Genomic DNA, 19,439 nt, shown 5'->3' on the forward strand with positions numbered 1-19,439 from the left:
GTTAAACAATCACGATATTGAATATTTAAGTATTTTAGAATTGCATAAAGATAAATTTACATAAATTTGCAAGATTATAAAAAATAGTTATATGAGTTGTGGATGCAAAACATCCGGCGATTCTGCCCATTCTTGCGGACCAAAAAAAACCGCGAATGGCTGTGAAAGTGTAAATACCTGTGGTAATAGTTATAAATTAAGTGTTTTCGACTGGCTTTCTAACATCAACAACCCCGCATCGAACAGGTGTGACCTTGTGGAAGTTAGATTTAAAAATGACAGAAAATCGTTTTATAAAAATGTAAATAATATTCCTTTACATATAGGTAGCGTAGTAACAGTAGAATCGAGTCCCGGACACGATGTAGGCGTTGTAAGCCTCACCGGAGAATTAGTAAAGATTCAGATGAAAAAGAAAAAATTTCCTGAAGAATCTATACTTAAAATATACAGACAGGCTAACCAGAAAGACCTTGAGGTTTGGCAGGAAGCCAGAAAAAAAGAAGACAGTGTAAAGATTGAGGCGAGAAAAATCGCTCATAGAATAGGTCTTGAAATGAAAGTCACGGATGTTGAATATCAGGGAGATTCTTCCAAGATCACATTCTATTATACCGCTGACAACCGAGTGGATTTCAGACAGTTGATCAAAGAATACGCCGGTGCTTTCAGAACCAAGATCGACATGAAACAGATCGGGTTCAGACAGGAAGCTGCAAAAGTTGGAGGTATAGGTTCATGTGGAAGGGAGCTTTGCTGCTCGACCTGGCTTACGGATTTCAGATCTGTGAACACGAATGTCGCCAGATATCAGCAGCTGAGCATTAATCCTCAAAAGCTTGCAGGACAATGCGGTAAGCTGAAATGCTGCCTGAATTATGAACTGGACAGCTACCTTGATGCATTAAGCCACTTCCCTTCTTCTTCAACTACCCTGGATACGGAAAAAGGAAGAGCATTCTGCATTAAAATAGATGTTTTCAAAAAGAAAATGTGGTTTGCTTACGTAGACAGTTCTATGGCATGGTATGATTTTGATATCGACCTTGTTAAGAAATTAATCGCTAAAAATAAAAGAGGCGAAAAAATCCTTCCTTTAGAAGATCTTAAGCAGCCTGACAGCCCAATTCAGACCATCGACCTGATCCAGGAAAACAACATGGACAGATTCGAAAAGAAGAACAGAGGCAACAACAGGAACAGAAACCAGAACAGACCCAACAACGGGCAAAACCAGGGAGGACAGCAGGGGCAAGGCCAGGGACCAAAGAAAAGAACGGAGAGATCCGAGAGACCTGACAGAGCAGAAAACCCTAATGCTAATGCCGGAAATCAGCCAAGACAACAGCAAAAGCAGCAGCCTAAACCGCAGCCAAAAGCACAAACGGAAAAAACGGATGTTTCTTCCGACCCTGAAAAAAAACAGCAGAACCCGAACAAGAAAAATTTTAAAAAGAAATACCCTCCAAAAAAAGATAAAAATGCGTAAAATTTTAGGATTATTACCTCTTATCCTTTTCTTTAGCTGCAATTCCTCTTCAGGAGAGAATGTGATAATGAATTCCGTTAATAACAAATGGAATAAGAAAAGTGAGCAAAAATTTAATCTTGAAGTTTCAGATCCGCAGAATCCTAAAAATATTATATTTGTTGTAAGAAATAACAACAGTTACCCTTACAGCAATATAAGATTTATTGTCAATTTCACCAATCTCCAGAACAAAAATAAGGAAACAGATACCCTGAACTATGTACTGGCAAAACCAAACGGAGAATGGCTTGGTACAGGTTTTGGTGATACGAAGGAGGCATTATTTCAGTATAAAATGAACTATAAATTTCCGGGAAAAGGAAAATATGAAATCAGCCTGATCCAGGCGATGAGAAATGACAACCTTCCGGGAATTGAAGACGTTGGAGTAAAAGTAGAAACGGCTAAACCGTAACCATAAATGGAAGACAACAGACAAAATGCAGGAAACAAGGGAAAAACCTTCCCCCTTCCTCCCAAAAAAAAGAAAGATACCTCTTGGAAAAGATGGGTTAGATTCATTTGGATTGGACTCATTGCGGTAGTTTTAGGTATTTCAGGACTTTTCTTTGCTGTTTCCCAGGGATTTCTTGGAGAAATGCCGGATGTAAAGGAACTTGAAAACCCTGATATCTATGTCGCTTCTGAAATCATTTCATCAGACGGTATTTTACTGGGGAAGTTTGAAAAGGAAAAAACACAGCCAATTACCTACAAACAGCTTCCTCCCTATCTTATCTATGCATTACAGGCAAAGGAAGATGAGCGTTTTAAAGAACATTCGGGAATTGATTTAAAATCTATTCTAAGAGCTGTCAGATATGGAGGAGACAGAGGTGGGGGTTCTACAATCACACAGCAGCTTGCTAAACTACTATTTACCAAAGAGCCATCTAAAAACCCTATCAAAAGGGTTATACAGAAACTAAAGGAATGGTCCGTTGCAGTAAGCTTGGAAAAACGATATACCAAGGAAGAAATTATCACATTATATTTCAACAAGTTCGACTTTACATACAATGCGAACGGTATTGAAATGGCTTCCAAAATTTATTTTAATAAAACAACTTCCCAACTTACTCTTCCGGAGGCGGCAGTTTTTGTAGCCATGTTAGAAGCGCCTATCGCTAATAACCCTATGAGAAATCCTGAACGAGCAAAACGAAGAAGAGATGTTGTTTTACAGCAAATGTTTGAAACGGGTTATATAGACCAGGCAACCTATGATAAGGCAATTAATACACCTGTTGAGGTAGATTATCATCCGATCAAAAACATCAATGATGACTATTCTGCTTACTATAAATTCTATTTAAGAAAGGAAATCGACAAGTATCTTGAAGGTTACGAGAAAGAAACAGGAAAGAAGCTTAATCTTTACAAAGACGGTTTAAAAATATATGTAACTCTTGATTCAAAAATGCAGAAATATGCAGAAGAATCCATCAAGGAGCATTTAACAGACCTTCAAAAAAGATTTGATGCTGAACAAAGAGGCAGAAAAAACAGACCGTTCTACTATTTAACGGATAAGCAGGTAACCAGCGTAATGACTCAGGCGATGAAAAGAACCGGTCGTTACAAACAACTGAAAGCCGCCGGAGTTTCTGAAGATTCTATCTTACTGGAATTCCATAAGCCAATAAAAACTTCCCGCTTTACGTGGGCTGGTGAAGAAGAGGTTGAAATGTCACCTTGGGATTCTATCAGATACCACAAGCAGATTGCACAGGCAGGCTTAATGTCTATGGTTCCGGGAAGTGGAGAGATCAAAGCATGGGTAGGAGGCATAGACTGGCAGCATTTCCAGTATGACCACATCAAGCAGGGTAAAAGACAGGTGGGATCTACATTCAAGCCTTTCGTATATGCTACAGCAATCATGAAACTTGGTATGACGCCATGCTCTACGGTTTCCAACGGTACTTATGACCATAAAGGATGGCATGTTCCGGGAAGAGGAGGAATGCTTACTTTAAAAGATGCCCTGGCTCACTCTCAAAACCCGGTAGCTGCTCGTCTTATTGAAATGACGGGTGTAGATGCCGTTATTCAGACAGCAAGAGACCTGGGAGTTACAGAAGACATCCCTAGAAACAATACTATTGCTTTAGGTTCATCAGATATTACCATTTATGAAATGCTTGGTGCCTACAGTACTTTCGCCAACTACGGAAACTACAATAAGCCGGAAATGATCTGGAGAATTGAAGATGCCAACGGAAGAGTGATCAAAGAAGTAAATATAGAACCGAAAGAAGTAATGAACCCAATGTACGCCTATACCATGATCGAGCTGATGAAGGGTGTTGCGCAATACGGTACCGCTTCAGGAGAACTAGGAAGAAGAGGAATCTCAAAAGGCGTGGAAATCGCTGCTAAAACGGGTACTACACAGAACAACTCTGACGGTTGGTTCATGGGAATCACTCCGAAACTGGCAACAGGAGCCTGGGTAGGCTGGGAAGACAGAGCAACCCACTTCTTCGGAACCGGTGAAGGCCAGGGTGCGAAAATGGCATTACCAATATGGGCCATTTTCATGAAGAAGGTATGGGCAGACAAATCTCTGGGAATTAGTCCTGACGATAAGTTCACCAGACCATCAGACTGGAAAGACGGATGTTCGAATTTAAAAGGCCTGGGTGAAGGATATGGAGATGATGGTGGACTTCAGACCATCGATGAGATCAAAAATCCAAGACCGGTAGAGCCAACACCTAGAAACAATCCGGAAAAGAAAGAAGAAAATATCAATGACAATCTTCACTCCACCGATGAGGTAGATTTCAATAAATAAATTCTCTTTTAGAAATACACAAGACCTTTCAATAATCTGGAAGGTCTTTTCTTTTATAATTAATATCTTTGATCTATGAATATTGAACAGATCAAACAGCCTTTTACCGATATATTTCCAGGAGATCTTTCCGGCAACCCGATGCAGAGAAACACCCCTAAAGTTTTATTTGCAACCGTAAAGCCGGCCGGTTTTGATGAGCCAGAGCTAATTGCCTTTAATGAAGTTTTATCCGAAGAGATCGGACTAGGACAATATGAAGAAAAAGACCTGGATTTTCTCGTAGGAAATAACCTTCCTGAAAATGTAAAAACGTATGCTACCGCTTATGCCGGGCATCAGTTCGGAAACTGGGCAGGACAGCTGGGAGACGGAAGAGCGATACTGGCCGGAGAAATCATCAATAAAGATGGGAAGAAAACAGAAATTCAATGGAAAGGTGCCGGGGCAACACCATACTCAAGGCATGCAGACGGAAGAGCGGTGCTGAGGTCTTCAGTACGTGAATACCTGATGAGCGAAGCTATGTACCACCTGGGAGTTCCTACAACCAGAGCCTTAAGCCTTGCTTTTACCGGTGAAGATGTGGTAAGGGACATGATGTATAACGGAAATCCTCAGCTGGAAAAAGGGGCAGTTGTAATCAGAACTGCAGAAAGCTTTCTCCGTTTCGGGCATTTTGAACTGCTTTCTGCACAAAAGGAATACAATACCCTGCAGGATCTGGCAGATTTTACGATTGAAAATTATTATCCGGAAATCACAACAGACGGAATTCAGAAATACAAAGACTTTTTTGAAAAAATATGCACCAGGACAGCAGACCTTATGACTGAATGGTTCAGGGTCGGGTTTGTTCATGGCGTGATGAATACTGATAATATGTCTGTTTTAGGCCTGGCCATAGATTACGGACCCTATTCGATGATGGATGAATATGATCTGAACTTTACCCCGAATACAACTGACCTTCCGGGAAGAAGATACGCCTTTGGAAAACAGGGTCAGATATCGCAGTGGAATCTCTGGCAGCTGGCAAATGCCCTTCATCCACTCATTAAAGACGAAAAGTTTTTAGAAGACACTTTAAACCGGTATGGAACCTATTTCTGGGAAGCTCATGATAAAATGCTATGCAAAAAATTTGGATTCGATGAATTGAGGGAGAGTGATGAAGAATTTTTTACCAACTGGCAGGGGTTGATGCAAGAACTTCACCTAGATTATACGCTGTTTTTTAATCAGCTGGAAAAATTGAGTCCCAATAGCGATATTAAATCTCTTTTTGAAAATATTTCCTACTCTGTTTTGAATGACGAGAAAATAAAAAAGCTTGAAGATTTTACAAAGAAATATGAGGCAAGATTATCATCCAACACGATTTCAAAAGAAGAATCATTATCACTTATGCAACAGTCAAACCCAAAATTTACACTGAGAAATTATCTTCTTTATCAGTGCATCGAAGAGATAGGTACCGGAAAAACAGAAATGCTGGGAAAACTCACTCGTGCTCTGGAAAATCCTTATCAAGAATTGTATCCCGAATTTTCCGTAAAAAGGCCTGCAGCTTATGATGACACCACCGGATGTTCTACACTTTCCTGCAGTTCTTGACGAATAAATTACAACCTTTATTTGTTTTTACTGAATTATTTACATTATATTGTTAATTCCATTCATTTTTTTTATTACTTTTACTTAAAACTTTTAAATTAAATTGAATGAAAACAAAATTACTCTTCATTTTCTTAGTCTCTTCAATACTAGGAAATGCACAAATTCTAACAGAGACTTTTCAAGGAACGACATTTCCTCCTACTGGATGGACAACAGGTACAAATGTAGCAACAAGACCTTGGGGCTTTACAACAGTTATATTTAATGCCTCAGGTCAGACCACATTCAATATCACAGGTGGGAAATCTGCAGGAATCGGATGGATTGCGCAAAGCCAGGATGCTCATTTAACAAGCCCTCCTTTCAGTTTAGTAGGAGCAACAAGCCCTGTTCTGAAGTTCAATGCCAAGATAGGATATGAATACATGGTGGATCCTTATCCTAATGGTGATCTAAAAGTTGAGGTGTCAACAGATGGAGGAACTACATGGAACCAGGTATGGGTAGAAGAAAATTATGGAATTTTTGTTGATTATGCAACGTTAGCCGTTACTGTCAGTTTAACACCATATATAGGGCAGGCAAATGTTAAATTCAGGTTCCGCTATGTAGCAAACGATGCAGACAGCCTTTCAATAGATGATGTACAGGTTTTAGCAAACGGTACCTTATCTACTCAGGAAGCCAGCACTACAGTTAAAGTAATAGCTGCAGACATCTACCCTAACCCAACTAACGGAGAAATCAATATCAGAACCAGCAAAAAAATCAAATCCACTACTGTTTTTGATATGACGGGCAAATCCCTTCTTCAGAATGACTCTGAAAAAACTGACATTTCTTCACTTCCAAAAGGAACCTACTTAGTCAAAGTTAATTTTGCCGACGGCAGTACCTCTACAACGAAAGTGATTAAGCAATAATGATATGATCATAATCTTTAAAGCTCACCGGATATGGTGAGCTTTTTTATTTTATTTTTGCAAAAAACTGACACGTGTCTTTTACTAAAACAAAACTCATCAACCTATTAAAACAGGTCTTCCCATCTTCTTACACAGAATTAGCAGTATTTATGTTCTTCCTGCTCTGTTACGGAATACTGGGCACCTATATTGCTCTTCATTACAGGATCATTTTTGACAGCAGAATTCCCTGGGATGCCTACTTCAGCTTTGACAACAAAGCGATTGTAATGACCGGCGGAAGCTTTGAGAGACATCCTTTGGCCTACTATTTTTTCAATTGGGTCCGGGAGTTTTCTCTTTTTGTTTCTGGTGGAAAAATGAATGCAACATTCAGACTAACCCTGGCATGGCTTAGCAATATAGCCATAAGCTTATGCATCGTTCAGATTTTTAAGTACCTAAATAATATCATCAGACTTCCATTAAAGATTACCTTATTGCTTGTTTTGTTTTTTGGATTTTTTTCTACGAGTATTATTCTTTCTTTTACTCCGGAAAACTTCACCTATACCTTGCTGTTGCTATGTATTTACAATTATTATGCAGCCGTAAAACTCAGAAAAGAAGAAAAGATACCAGGACCCGCCTTAACACTTGCCGGAATTACCATTGGAGGCATTACCATCACCAATCTGGCTAAAGTTTTTATTCCCGTTTTATTTGAAAAGGATGTTTTCAGAAGCTGGAAAAAATTTGGAAACGCAGTTTTCCGTGTTGCACTTGCCACGGTGTGCTTTGCATTTCTTTACTTGCTCAGAATAGATTTTAAATATGAAAATATCTTCTCCAAAACCAACCAGCAGTATGAAAAGTTCTCCAATGTAGAATCCATTCCGGACTGGGACATGATGCTTTCTTATTTTTTCGGGGGCAGTATTCTGTTTCCCAGTTTTATGACGACGGATAAGCATAATATGAAAGGATTTAATTTCAAAGGCCTTTTAATGGAGCCCTATTCATCCTTTTTCTGTTATGCTTTTACCATAATATTGCTGGCCCTTATTTTATGGAGTTATTTTAAAAATTTTAAGAATAAACTGGTACAGATTATTGCCATTTCATTCATGTTTGACATTCTGATTCACTGCATTATGCGATTCGGACTCCATACTTCTTATATCTATGCGGGGCATTTTATTTTTGTCTATCCGCTGCTTTTGGGATGGCTTTTTTACGCTTACAGAACGAAACCAAAAATTTTATCATTTTTAGTGTTGACACTGGTTATTCTATTTGCTTTTTTACTGACTAATAACCTGTTCAGAATGTCTGATTTCTTCCAGTTTTTAGATACTTATTACCAATAAAAAAAGCCGGGAAAATTCCCAGCTTTAGTTTGTTATCTCATCTCCGTTATCTTGCTTCAGAACAGAAAATTCTGTATTGTACAGCGATGGCCGATTTGAAGTATTCTCGTATTTTTGACAGGTCTGAAGCTGCACTTTGTTTCGTAAAATAACTTCCTGCCAGAATTTTATAATTCGGTCTTAAAGAAGCATCCGTTTCCACTTTCAGGTTCGGGAATCTTTTTCTGAAATAAGATTTCACTTCGTTAGCCTCTTCGTTACTTTTCACCGTTGTGATCTGGATCTTAAATCCTAAAATCCTTGGATTCTTACGACAAATTTCCGCATTGCTCAGTTCTCTGCTCGGAACATAGATTTTTGGAGGCCTTGGACTCGTTACAATTCCACTGTCTGTATTATTTTCTCTCACCGAGGGACCATCTGCAGTCCTTGAACATTTGTCTTCAATTCCCCCCAAAGCAGTGCTTACTTTGGAATCCATAGTCATAATCAGCTCTGTTCCGGCAAGAGTGTCTTTCTGAACAACCTGTTGGGCTTCAACACTATAAAACCCAAATAAAGATAATATTGAAAATATTTTGATTAAATTTCTCATTTAAACTTGTTTCTGCAAATCTATTAAAATTAAAAAATTATACCAAACAACACTATTTAGAATCAATACAAATTAAACGTAAATGATATTTTCCCTTTTCCATATACCGTTAAATTCCTGTTAAAAATATTATTTTTGCCGAATTGATTGGTTCAATATTTTACTAACATAAGATAATTTAAATGATTAGTTGGAGAAAGCATTATAAACAAACGTTGATCGCGATAGGCTTATTGCTATCAACCAGTGCTTCAATTTACGGGCAAGACGGCGATCCTAAAAACGGCGAAAAACTTTTCAAAGCGAATTGTACGGCATGTCACGCGCTGGATAAACAAGTAATAGGACCTCCTTTAAAAGGGGTTGTAGAGCGAGTAAAGACAGAAGGTGGTGTAGACAAAGATTGGCTTCACAAGTGGATCAAAGACAACAAAGCTCTTAGAGCTTCTGGGGATAAATACGCCAATGAGATTTTTGAAAAGTACAACAAAACCGAAATGTTACAGTTTCCAAATCTTACAGATAAGGATATTGACGACATTTTAGCGTTTACAACTAATCCTCCGGCTCCCGAGCCAGCAAAAACTGACGCCAAAGCGACTGCAACAGACGGAGCAGCTGCAGCACCGGCAGACAAAACAACCACAAGCGTTGTTATTATTTCGCTTATTGCAATAGCAGGTTTATTAGTTTGGATCTTAATTAAACTGAGACAATTGGTTAAATTAGGTCAATCTGAAGACTTAGCCGGGCTTAACGAAACAAGAGTTAAATCTTTCAGCGAAATCTACGAGAAATACCACTACATCGGTAAAGCAGTACTGGGTATCCTTGCCCTTCTGGCCGCTTATGGAGTTTGGAACTGGATCATGTGGATCGGGGTTTACAAAGGATATAAGCCGGAACAGCCTATCTACTTCTCTCACAAAATTCACGCAGGAGAACAGAAAATTGACTGTCAGTTGTGTCACTCCAGTGCCAAATACGGAAAAGTATCTGAAATTCCTTCCATGAACGTGTGTATGAACTGTCACAGAACAATTTCTGAGTATAATGCAGATCACTACATGGAGCCAGGAAAAGATAAAGCATTCTACGACGGTGAGATCCAGAAGATCTATGCAGCTACAGGTTGGGATCCTGCAAAACAGCAGTACACTGGAAAAACACAGCCAGTTGAATGGACTAGAATTCACAACATGCCAGACTTCGTGTACTTCAACCACTCTCAGCACGTAGTAGCAGGTGAACAGGCGATCATCAATTCTTTCAATAAAAAGAATCCAAACAACAAAATTGATGTTGTATGTAAAGCTTGTCACGGAAAAATTGATACAATGAATGTTGTTCAGATGGCTAATGACTTCACAATGGGATGGTGTATCGAGTGCCACAGAACTACTGAGGTTGATATGAACAACGGTTATAATAAAGAATACTTCAAGAATCTACATGACAAGTTGAAAAAACAATATCCTCAGGATGGCGGTAAGATCACTGTAGATGCAATTGGAGGTCTTGAGTGTGGTAAATGTCATTATTAATAACTAAAAAATTAGAAGTATAAATGGCTTCAAACAAAATACAATTTAGAAGTATTCATGAACTTAAAGATCCGGCTTTGAACAATAAGCTGGCTCAGAAAGAGTTTCAGGAAGAAATTCCGGTAGAAGATTTCCTTGGAGATGCTGAACAGAACGGATCCAGTACTTCAAGAAGAGATTTCTTAAAAATATTAGGATTCTCTACAGCAGCCGTAACATTGGCTGCCTGTGAAGCTCCGGTGATCAAAACGATTCCTTACGTGGTAAAACCACACGATATTATTCCGGGGGTTCCGAATTATTACGCTTCAACTTATTTTGACGGATTCGACTTCGCCAGCGTTTTAGTAAAGACCCGTGAAGGAAGACCTATCAAAATAGATCCGAACCCGGCAGCAGGAGATTTAGGAAAAACCAACGCAAGAGCTCAGGCAAGTGTACTTTCTCTTTATGATAATGATAAAGTAAAACAGCCTAAACTGGACGGTAAAGATGAAACTTTCGATAAAGTAGACAGTTTTATCCTTAAAGGTCTGGCAGATGCCAATGCAGCAGGTAAAAAGATTGTGCTTTTGTCACACTCTTTCCCTTCTCCTACTTTCAAAAAGTTATTTGCTGAGTTCAAAGCTAAATATCCGACTGCTGAACTTGTAACGTATGATGCTTATCCTCACGCTGCGGCTTTAGATGCAGCTCAGGAAGTATTCGGACAGAGAGCATTACCGGTTTATGACCTTAAAGGTTCAGAATTGGTTGTTTCTTTCCAGGCAGATTTCTTAGGAGATTATAACGCTTCAAGCTTAGAAACTTCTTACGCAGCAGCAAGAAAACCGGGACCAAACATGTTGAGACACATTCAGGTGGAATCCAACATGTCATTGACTGGTGCTAATGCAGATGAAAGAGTTAGATTAAAGCCAAGCCTTGTCAATAAAACTTTAGTGGAAGTTTACAACGCAATCGTAGGTGGTGGTACTTCTGATAAGACTGCTTCTGAAATTGCAAAAGAACTTCAAGCAAAAGGCAGCAAAGCTGTTGTTTTTGCCGACGGTTCTAAAGGAGCACAGGTTTTAGCACACTTAATCAACCAAAAATTAGGTTCAGTAGCTTTCACAGGTAAAGCTAACTTCCTTAAAGAATTTGATAAAGCAAGATACCAGGAATTCTTAGGATGGATAAATGCAGGTCAGGTTGGCGTATTGATCGCAAACAATGTAGACCCTATCTACTCCCATCCAAAAGGAGAAGATTTCAAAAAATCCTTAGCTAAAGTTGCTTGTGTAGTAGCTGTAGCTGATAAGAAAAATGAAATGTACAAAGCAGCGAAAGCTGTAATTCCTGTAGCTAACTGGTTAGAATCTTGGGGCGATATTGAGCCTCAGACAGGAGTATATTCATTAATGCAGCCAACCATCCAGAAAATCTACAAATCAAGACAGATTGAAGAATCTTTACTGGTTTGGAAAAACGGAAAGAACAATGCTGCCAATAATTATTATGACTATCTGAAAGCCAGTTCTGCCTCTATCTTAGGAGCTACTTCTTTCAATAAAGCCCTATATAACGGTATCACGACTTCAAATAATGCAACTGCATTATCTTACGCCGGAGGAAATGCTGCCCAGGCTATTGCTGAACTAGGAAACTTCAAAGCTTCCGAATTAGAATTAGTATTATACACCAAGCCTTCAATGGGTGACGGTACTCAGGCTAACAACCCTTGGCTTCAGGAATTACCGGATCCTATCACAAGAATGTCTTGGGATAACTATTTAACAATTTCTCCTAAAGATGCAGAAAAATTCGCGATTGAAAACGACCTTAATGCAAGAATGCAGCTGGACGGTTCTATCGTAAACCTTACTGTAAACGGAGTAACAATAAAAGATGTTCCTGTATTCATTCAACCGGGACAGGCAGAAGGATCTGTAGGTCTTGCGCTTGGATACGGTAAAAAAGACTCAGGTACAACTGCTGATACTGGGGTAAACGCTTATCCATTATTTGACGGTTCTAACCTAACTGTTTCAGGAGTTAAGATCGAAAAAACAGGAGAAGACCACGAATTCGCAGGTATTCAGCTTCAGAATACATTAATGGGACGTTACGAAATCGCCAAGGAAGTTCCTTTGGCAGAATTCTTAAACGTTGCATTTGATGATGAGCACAAAGGATGGAACAAGCCTTTGGAATATCACACCATCAGTGGAGCTCTTCCGGCAAGAAAGATTGACCTTTGGGATGCTTTCGATGATACGGACGGACCTCACTTCAACCTATCAATCGACTTAAACTCTTGTACGGGTTGTGGAGCATGTATCATTGCTTGTCAAGCAGAAAACAACGTTCCTGTAGTAGGTAAAGAAGAGATCAGAATGTCCAGAGATATGTATTGGTTAAGAATTGACCGTTACTATTCTTCAAGACAGAAAGTAGAAGTATACGAAGGATTGAAAGAAGGAATGGCAGTACCAGAATTGTATGGTACGGCATTCGGAGACGGAGGTGCACTCAACCACCCTGCAGACAATCCAGATGTAATCTTCCAGCCGGTAATGTGTCAGCACTGTAACCATGCTCCTTGTGAAACTGTATGTCCGGTAGCGGCTACTTCACACGGTAAGCAAGGTCAGAACCATATGGCTTATAACAGATGTATCGGTACAAGATATTGTGCTAACAACTGTCCTTATAAAGTAAGACGTTTCAACTGGTTTACGTATAACCTGAATGACAAGTTCGATTTCAACATGAACAACGATCTTGGAAGAATGGTACTTAACCCGGATGTAGTGGTAAGAACAAGAGGGGTAATGGAGAAATGTTCAATGTGTATCCAGGAAACTCAAGCTACAATCTTAGCTGCTAAGAGAGAAAACAGAAAAGTAACAGACAACGAATTCAAAAATTCTTGTGCTTGTGCTGCTGCTTGTTCTACCGGAGCAATGACGTTTGGAGACATGAATGACAAAGAATCTGAAGTGAGAGAATTATACTCCAGCAACAGAAGATATTATTTACTTGAAGAGATCGGCACAAAACCAAATGTGTTCTATCACACTAAAGTAAGAAACAGAGTAGAAAAATAAAGTTTAAATAATAAATAGGTAAAAAATGTCAGGACATTACGAAGCTCCGATAAGGGAACCTCTAATTATTGGTCACAAAACTTATCACGATATCACAGAAGATATTGCACGACCTATCGAAGAAAGAGCAGGTAAACTATGGTGGATTTCACTATATGCAGCCTTAGTTCTATTCATCTACGGATTTGGCTGTATCGCTTATACTATCGGAACAGGTATTGGAGCATGGGGGCTTAACAGAACTATTAACTGGGGTTGGGATATTACCAACTTCGTATGGTGGGTAGGTATCGGTCACGCCGGAACCCTAATCTCCGCAGTATTATTATTATTTAGACAGCGTTGGAGAATGTCTGTAAACAGATCTGCAGAGGCAATGACGATCTTTGCGGTTGTACAGGCAGCCATCTTCCCTGTAATCCACATGGGTAGAGTTTGGGTAGGATACTGGGTATTCCCATTACCTAACCAGTTTGGTTCTCTTTGGGGGAACTTCAACTCTCCTCTACTTTGGGACGTATTTGCAATCTCCACGTATTTCTCAGTATCAACTGTATTCTGGTTCATGGGACTAATCCCTGACTTTGCAATGATCAGAGATAGAGCAAAAACTCCTTGGACTAGAAAAATTTATACATTCCTGGCTTTCGGTTGGGGTGGTAAAGCAAAACACTGGCAGAGATTCGAAGAACTTTCTTTGGTTCTTGCAGGTTTGGCAACTCCACTTGTATTCTCGGTACACACCACGGTATCTTTTGACTTCGCAACTTCGGTTATTAAAGGATGGCACTCTACGATCTACCCTCCTTACTTCGTTGCCGGTGCAATCTTCTCAGGATTCGCAATGGTACAGACCCTGTTGCTGGTTGCCAGAAAAGTATGTCACCTTGAAGAATACATCACAATGTATCATATTGAAATTATGAACATTGTAATTATCCTTACAGGGGGTATGGTAACGGTAGCTTATGCTACTGAATACTTCATCGGATGGTACTCAGGATCCAGATTTGAAGATTTTACTTATCTTTCTCCTGGTGCTGCTGTTGGACCTTACTGGTGGGCTTTCTGGGCATTGATTACCTGTAACTTGATTATTCCTGCTTCATTCTGGTTCAAGAGACTGAGAACGAACATTATCTGGACTTTCATCGTTGCATTGATCATCAATATTGGTATGTGGTTCGAGCGTTTCGATATCATCGTTATCAACCTTTCTAGAGATTACTTACCAGGATCTTGGACTATGTTTAAGCCAACGATCATTGATGTGGGTGTATATTTAGGAACAATCGGATTCTTCTCTGTATTATTCTTACTATACGCAAGAACGTTCCCTGTAATTGCACAGGCTGAATTAAAATCGATTCTGAAAATTTCAGGTGAAACTTATAAAGCAAAAGAAGGAGATGAGCACCACTAAAATTGTATACGGACTTTATGCTGACGACGACGATTTGATGAACGGCGTTAAAGCATTCAACGATAAAGGGATTGCGATAAACGAAGTTTATACTCCATTCCCGGTTCACGGACTTGATAAAGCTTTAGGGTTAAAGAAAACCAGAATTTCTGATGCTGCTTTCTTCTATGCTCTTTACGGTGTTACCATCGGTGCTACTGTAACATGGTATGTGATGAATCATGACTGGCCTCAAAATATTGGTGGTAAACCTGCTTTTGACTGGGCACACAACATGCCTGCATTTGTGGTTCCAATGTTTGAATTAATGGTATTCTGTGCAGCTCACATGATGTCTCTAACATTCCTTGTTAGAAACAAAATGTATCCGGGAGCTCCGGCTCAGAATCCTGATCCAAGAACTACTGATGATAAATTCATGATGGAATTTGTAACTGATGACGTAGAGTCTGTAAAACAGTTGCTGATTGAAACCGGGGTTGAAGAAATAACTGTTAAAGATGCTTAAAATGAAAAAGAATGTATTAAAAATTACAGCTGTTTTAGGTTTAACAACGGTTTTACTTAATTCTTGCGGACCAAAAGAAAATACACCATTGGTATATTTTCCTGATATGTACTTTCCGGTAGCTTACGATCCATTGATGAAAGCTCAGGATGCTTATTCAGATCATGAAAATGAAATCCCTGCATTTGTAAAAAATAATGGTGCAACAGGTCTTTCTCCTGTAGAAGGAAGTGTCGCTCAAAATAAAGACGGGATTTTTGAAGAAAGTCTTCTGCCTAAAAATGCAGATGAGTATAATGCAGGTTATGACGCTTCCAAAACAATGACAACATCACCTCTTAATCCAGCTAATGCAGCTAAAGATATTGAAAGAGGAAAAATGCTGTTTGATCATACTTGTGCAGCCTGCCACGGAACTGGTGGAGATGGGCAAGGTCCAATTGTACAAAGCGGAGCTTTCTCTGGTGTACCTAACTATGCTGACAGAGAAATTACTGTAGGATCTGTTCATTATGTATTAACTAACGGTAGAAATGCAATGGGATCTTATGCTGGCCAGCTTAACCCTGGTGACAGATGGAGAGTGGCAATGTATGTGATGAGTGCCTTCAAAAAAGGAGCAGCAGCACCTGCAGCAGCTACAACGGCTACAGCTACACCAGCGGCCGCAACAACAGAGACTACTACCGCAACTAAAAAATAAGAAAAGAAATGTATAGTTTTTCACCAAAATTAAAATCAACTTCTATAATCCTTCTTGTTGTAGGTTTAGTTCTATTTGCTATCGGTTTCTTTATGAATAAAGGAATGACTACTGAGAAAATAGAGCACATGATGGAAGCGGTTCATTCTGCTGGTCATACTGCCCCTACACACTCAAGTGAAATGGTAGGACCTCAGGACCATGCGTCTCATTTAGAGCACGCAGAGCTTCAGGTTCACAACCAGCCTCTTGCATCGCTGCATTTTGTAGCTGTCTTTTTCTTTGGAGTTAGTTGTGCTGTATTGTTTTTCTACTGTATTCAGCATGCTGCACATGCAGGTTGGCCTATTATTATTACAAGAGTAATGGAAGCTATTGCTTCTTATATCCCATATGGTGGTGCCATTCTGGTTATTATGATGATATTGAATATCACTCACAATGGCCATTTATTCCACTGGATGGATCCCGAATTGACAGATCCTAATTCTGCACATTTCGATGTGATCCTTTTCGAAAAGAAAAGATTCTTAAACATTCCTTTCTATGCTATCAGAACGATCATTTATGTAGTAGGTGCTTCTTTCTTTGCATGGAAACTTAAGGCTCAGTCCAAGAAAGTAGATGAGACTAAATCTAAAGTAGATTATCAGATGCTTTACAGATGGGCAGTAGGATATATTGCATTCTTCGGATTTGCTTCTGCAGCTTGGGCTTGGGACTGGTTGATGTCTATTGATCCTCACTGGTATTCTACAATGTATATCTGGTATTCAATGGTGAGCTGCCTTTCAAGTGGAATCGCTGTGATTATCCTTCTAAGTGTTTACCTGAAGAAAAACGGATTCTTACCTCAGTTCAATGACAATCACTTACACGATTTAGGAGTGTTCCTTTTCGCTACAAGTATGCTTTGGACATATACATGGTTTGCTCAGTTTATGCTTTACTGGTATGCGAACGTTCCAGAAGAAGTTAACTACTTCTTTGGAAGATTCCAGCACTATGGACCTACATTCTTACCAATGTTGATCATCAACTTCTTATTACCTTTATTGGTATTAGTAAGCAGCAGTATCAAGAGAAACTACAAAGTAGTAACAACTATGGCTGTAGTGGTTATTTTAGGTCACCTTTTAGATTACTTCAATATGGTAATGCCTGGAACGGTAGGACCTTACTGGAAAAATCCTGAAGTATTCCTATTAATAGCAGGAGCTGTTCTATTTGTAGCAGGATTATTTATGTTTACTGTACTATCAGCTTTATCTAAATTAAAGTTAATTCCTACAGGAAACCCATTCTTACATGAATCTGAAATTTATGAGTATCCTTTCTAAGGACTTGTAACAGAAATAAAATAAAAAAGACTGATTATAATGATCAGTCTTTTTTTATGCACACAAGTGAATATTTTAAGCTGTTCAGGCAACCATTTTGAATTTTTGGGGTCTTCATAATAAAGATCGATGAATTATTTCAGTAAACCATAAACAAATTATCACTATGAAAAGACGTTATCACCTATTCGCCCTGTTCATTTTTTTATTTAGCCTTATTCAGGCGCAATCCATAACGTTCGTTTCCGAACAGACGAACAAACCTCTGCCTAAAGTTTCAGTCTTCGGAAAAGACGGAAGCATTCTTGCTTTTTCTGATATTGACGGTAAAATTGATAAACAGGCAATATCGCCTGCTCAGGAAAAATTTCAATTGGTTTATAATAATTTTCCCGTCGCCCTTCTCACTTTTTCGGAACTCAATCAGGATGTTATTAAAATCAATGATCAGGTTAAGGAAATAGAAACTGTGGTCATCAAGAACACGAAGCCGGCAAAATATATTATGATCAAAGGAAATTTTAATGCCTATGTAACGGTGAACAATAAACTTAACAGCTATACAGATGGAATTGTCACTTATATTTTTGACAATAAAACAAAAAAACTGAAAAGTACAAATGTTGAGCAGTATAGAGTCTTCAGATTACAAGCCAAAAATGAGAAGAAAGAAACTTCAACATGGGATTACGGCAATTCCTTACAGCTTCCGAAACTCAAAAATGTCGGAAATCCCGAAGAATACAAAACCAAAAGAAATACCATTAAAGAATTAAAAGGTGACCGCAGGGATCAGATCGAGGTAACAGGTGCTGCTCTCCAGGAAAAGGAGTTTTCTCTATTTGGGTTCAGGTTTTTTGATATCAGAACAATCCTCAATATGTCTTTCGAAAAAGGATCAGAAAAAAGCTTGAAAGATTTCCTTGAATACAATGAGGTGGCTTTTGTAAAACTTAAGCATAAAAGTGAACCTGATTATAACCAGATCATTCTCTACAATAATTTTTATCCATCAGAACTTAATTTCAGTAACGATGATGATATAGAAAAAGTGAAATTTGATAAAGAAAACAGTAACTATAAAACCCAATACTGGCAGGAGCCTTCTTTTCCAAATATGCAGACTATTTTTAGCTCTTTTTTCAAAGATGAATTGAAAGAACAGCAGAATAAGAAATAGGGGAATCAAAAAATAAAGAGCATGATACACAAAAGATGGTTTTCATCAAACAGTTCAGTAAAAGTGCTGGTTAAGCAAAAAAATCATCTAGTGTGTACTTTTGTTTTTGTAATTTAGTAAACCCTCACTGTTTTACTTACGGTAGTAAATAATTGAAAGTTCTGGCTTTTCATTCCGCTACTCCGCAAACTGCTGGGACTTTAATGAAATTTTACAACCATTATACCTTACAAACATGAACATTGTAGATTTTTTTGAATCAAAGAACTTATTGAATGACATAGAGGCAAAAGAATTGGCAAAATGTATACGTAGAAAAAAAATTCCTAAGAAAGAATTAATTCTGAGTATTGAAAATACTTCCAAGCAGCTTTATTTTATTGAACAGGGCATAGCACGAGTATTTTATAATAAAAAAGAGAAAGACGTAACTTTATACTTCTTGCAGGAAAATATGATAGGGCTTCCCATTGAGAGTATTTTTTATCATAATATCTGTAAGTTCGGAATTGAGGCTTTATCGGAAACAAAGGTTGCGATGATTGACTATGAACAGTGGATCAGTATTATCAGCAATAATGCACCCATGCAGGAATTCATTTATCGCGGAATGATTGACTATATCAAAAAATCAAATGACCGGATTTACAACCTTAAATTTCAAACCCCAAAAGAAAGATATGAAACTTTCCTACTCGAAATGCCCGATAATCTTTCAGATGTACCATTGGGAAATATCGCCTCTTACCTGGGAATGACGCAAGAGACATTAAGTAGATTGAGGAATAAAAAATAACCCGCTTTTGATTTCAATCAAAAATCTTATGCAAA

15 protein-coding genes are annotated in these 19,439 nt (G+C 38.6%); 14 read left to right on the plus strand and 1 reads right to left on the minus strand.

What is annotated here, in order from left to right; translation table 11 throughout:
- Positions 1–91 precede the first annotated feature (91 nt).
- From V6R96_RS02380 to V6R96_RS02405, 6 genes are all read left to right on the plus strand, one after another.
- The gene (locus V6R96_RS02380) at positions 92–1,489 is read left to right on the plus strand and encodes a regulatory iron-sulfur-containing complex subunit RicT (protein ID WP_111954311.1); all 1,398 of its coding nucleotides are present in this window, start codon (positions 92–94) and stop codon (positions 1,487–1,489) included.
- A complete protein-coding gene (locus V6R96_RS02385) occupies positions 1,482–1,946 on the plus strand; it encodes a gliding motility lipoprotein GldH (protein ID WP_111954309.1) in 465 nt (154 codons plus the stop codon). The genes V6R96_RS02380 and V6R96_RS02385 overlap by 8 nt, the downstream gene beginning before the upstream one ends.
- Before the next feature lie 6 nt (positions 1,947–1,952).
- Positions 1,953–4,331 (plus strand): transglycosylase domain-containing protein, encoded by a 2,379-nt coding sequence (locus V6R96_RS02390; protein ID WP_336377884.1) that lies wholly within the window; start codon positions 1,953–1,955, stop codon positions 4,329–4,331.
- A 75-nt stretch (positions 4,332–4,406) separates the two neighbouring features.
- On the plus strand, positions 4,407–5,948 hold the full coding sequence (locus V6R96_RS02395) for a protein adenylyltransferase SelO family protein (RefSeq protein WP_336377885.1): 1,542 nt from the start codon (positions 4,407–4,409) through the stop codon (positions 5,946–5,948).
- Between the two features lie 107 nt (positions 5,949–6,055).
- The gene (locus V6R96_RS02400; protein WP_336377886.1) at positions 6,056–6,874 is read left to right on the plus strand and encodes a T9SS type A sorting domain-containing protein; all 819 of its coding nucleotides are present in this window, start codon (positions 6,056–6,058) and stop codon (positions 6,872–6,874) included.
- Between the two features lie 74 nt (positions 6,875–6,948).
- A complete protein-coding gene (locus V6R96_RS02405; protein WP_336377887.1) occupies positions 6,949–8,226 on the plus strand; it encodes a DUF6080 domain-containing protein in 1,278 nt (425 codons plus the stop codon).
- 46 nt (positions 8,227–8,272) lie between these two features.
- Here V6R96_RS02405 and V6R96_RS02410 read toward each other — a convergent pair whose 3' ends face one another.
- The gene (locus tag V6R96_RS02410) at positions 8,273–8,821 is read right to left on the minus strand and encodes an SPOR domain-containing protein (RefSeq protein ID WP_336377888.1); all 549 of its coding nucleotides are present in this window, start codon (positions 8,819–8,821) and stop codon (positions 8,273–8,275) included.
- A 182-nt stretch (positions 8,822–9,003) separates the two neighbouring features.
- Between V6R96_RS02410 and V6R96_RS02415 the strand changes: the two genes are divergently transcribed.
- The 8 genes from V6R96_RS02415 (at position 9,004) to V6R96_RS02450 (ending at position 19,404) form a co-directional block, all read left to right on the plus strand.
- Positions 9,004–10,365, plus strand: coding sequence for a c-type cytochrome (locus V6R96_RS02415; RefSeq protein WP_336377889.1), 1,362 nt, complete (start codon positions 9,004–9,006; stop codon positions 10,363–10,365).
- 23 nt (positions 10,366–10,388) lie between these two features.
- The gene (locus V6R96_RS02420; RefSeq protein WP_336377890.1) at positions 10,389–13,454 is read left to right on the plus strand and encodes a TAT-variant-translocated molybdopterin oxidoreductase; all 3,066 of its coding nucleotides are present in this window, start codon (positions 10,389–10,391) and stop codon (positions 13,452–13,454) included.
- A gap of 25 nt (positions 13,455–13,479) precedes the next feature.
- Complete coding sequence (nrfD, locus tag V6R96_RS02425) at positions 13,480–14,877, plus strand: NrfD/PsrC family molybdoenzyme membrane anchor subunit (RefSeq protein ID WP_111954293.1); 1,398 nt, start codon at positions 13,480–13,482, stop codon at positions 14,875–14,877.
- The gene (locus V6R96_RS02430) at positions 14,864–15,385 is read left to right on the plus strand and encodes a DUF3341 domain-containing protein (protein ID WP_184163928.1); all 522 of its coding nucleotides are present in this window, start codon (positions 14,864–14,866) and stop codon (positions 15,383–15,385) included. Before nrfD ends, V6R96_RS02430 begins: the two co-directional genes overlap by 14 nt.
- Entirely contained in the window at positions 15,378–16,088 is a 711-nt protein-coding gene (locus V6R96_RS02435; protein WP_111954289.1) for a cytochrome c, read from the plus strand. The genes V6R96_RS02430 and V6R96_RS02435 overlap by 8 nt, the downstream gene beginning before the upstream one ends.
- 8 nt (positions 16,089–16,096) lie before the next feature.
- Complete coding sequence (locus V6R96_RS02440; protein ID WP_111954287.1) at positions 16,097–17,428, plus strand: quinol:cytochrome C oxidoreductase; 1,332 nt, start codon at positions 16,097–16,099, stop codon at positions 17,426–17,428.
- A gap of 166 nt (positions 17,429–17,594) precedes the next feature.
- The gene (locus tag V6R96_RS02445) at positions 17,595–18,608 is read left to right on the plus strand and encodes a hypothetical protein (protein ID WP_336377891.1); all 1,014 of its coding nucleotides are present in this window, start codon (positions 17,595–17,597) and stop codon (positions 18,606–18,608) included.
- Between the two features lie 235 nt (positions 18,609–18,843).
- Positions 18,844–19,404 carry a Crp/Fnr family transcriptional regulator gene (locus tag V6R96_RS02450; protein WP_336377892.1) on the plus strand — a complete coding sequence of 187 codons (561 nt, stop codon included), beginning with the start codon at positions 18,844–18,846 and terminating at the stop codon, positions 19,402–19,404.
- Positions 19,405–19,439: the final 35 nt, after the last annotated feature.

Source organism: Chryseobacterium sp. CCNWLW53 (assembly GCF_037083525.1).
GTDB lineage: Bacteria > Bacteroidota > Bacteroidia > Flavobacteriales > Weeksellaceae > Chryseobacterium > Chryseobacterium lathyri.

Excerpts from the sequence above, each read along its gene's own strand:
- V6R96_RS02390 (WP_336377884.1), top strand. The coding sequence starts at position 1,953 with ATGGAAGACAACAGACAAAATGCAGGAAACAAGGGAAAAACCTTCCCC.
- V6R96_RS02400 (WP_336377886.1), top strand. The coding sequence starts at position 6,056 with ATGAAAACAAAATTACTCTTCATTTTCTTAGTCTCTTCAATACTAGGA.
- V6R96_RS02395 (WP_336377885.1), top strand. The coding sequence starts at position 4,407 with ATGAATATTGAACAGATCAAACAGCCTTTTACCGATATATTTCCAGGA.
- V6R96_RS02445 (WP_336377891.1), top strand. The coding sequence starts at position 17,595 with ATGAAAAGACGTTATCACCTATTCGCCCTGTTCATTTTTTTATTTAGC.
- V6R96_RS02420 (WP_336377890.1), top strand. The coding sequence starts at position 10,389 with ATGGCTTCAAACAAAATACAATTTAGAAGTATTCATGAACTTAAAGAT.
- V6R96_RS02440 (WP_111954287.1), top strand. The coding sequence starts at position 16,097 with ATGTATAGTTTTTCACCAAAATTAAAATCAACTTCTATAATCCTTCTT.
- nrfD (WP_111954293.1), top strand. The coding sequence starts at position 13,480 with ATGTCAGGACATTACGAAGCTCCGATAAGGGAACCTCTAATTATTGGT.
- V6R96_RS02380 (WP_111954311.1), top strand. The coding sequence starts at position 92 with ATGAGTTGTGGATGCAAAACATCCGGCGATTCTGCCCATTCTTGCGGA.
- V6R96_RS02415 (WP_336377889.1), top strand. The coding sequence starts at position 9,004 with ATGATTAGTTGGAGAAAGCATTATAAACAAACGTTGATCGCGATAGGC.
- V6R96_RS02410 (WP_336377888.1), bottom strand. The coding sequence starts at position 8,821 with ATGAGAAATTTAATCAAAATATTTTCAATATTATCTTTATTTGGGTTT.
- V6R96_RS02430 (WP_184163928.1), top strand. The coding sequence starts at position 14,864 with ATGAGCACCACTAAAATTGTATACGGACTTTATGCTGACGACGACGAT.
- V6R96_RS02385 (WP_111954309.1), top strand. The coding sequence starts at position 1,482 with ATGCGTAAAATTTTAGGATTATTACCTCTTATCCTTTTCTTTAGCTGC.
- V6R96_RS02450 (WP_336377892.1), top strand. The coding sequence starts at position 18,844 with ATGAACATTGTAGATTTTTTTGAATCAAAGAACTTATTGAATGACATA.
- V6R96_RS02435 (WP_111954289.1), top strand. The coding sequence starts at position 15,378 with ATGCTTAAAATGAAAAAGAATGTATTAAAAATTACAGCTGTTTTAGGT.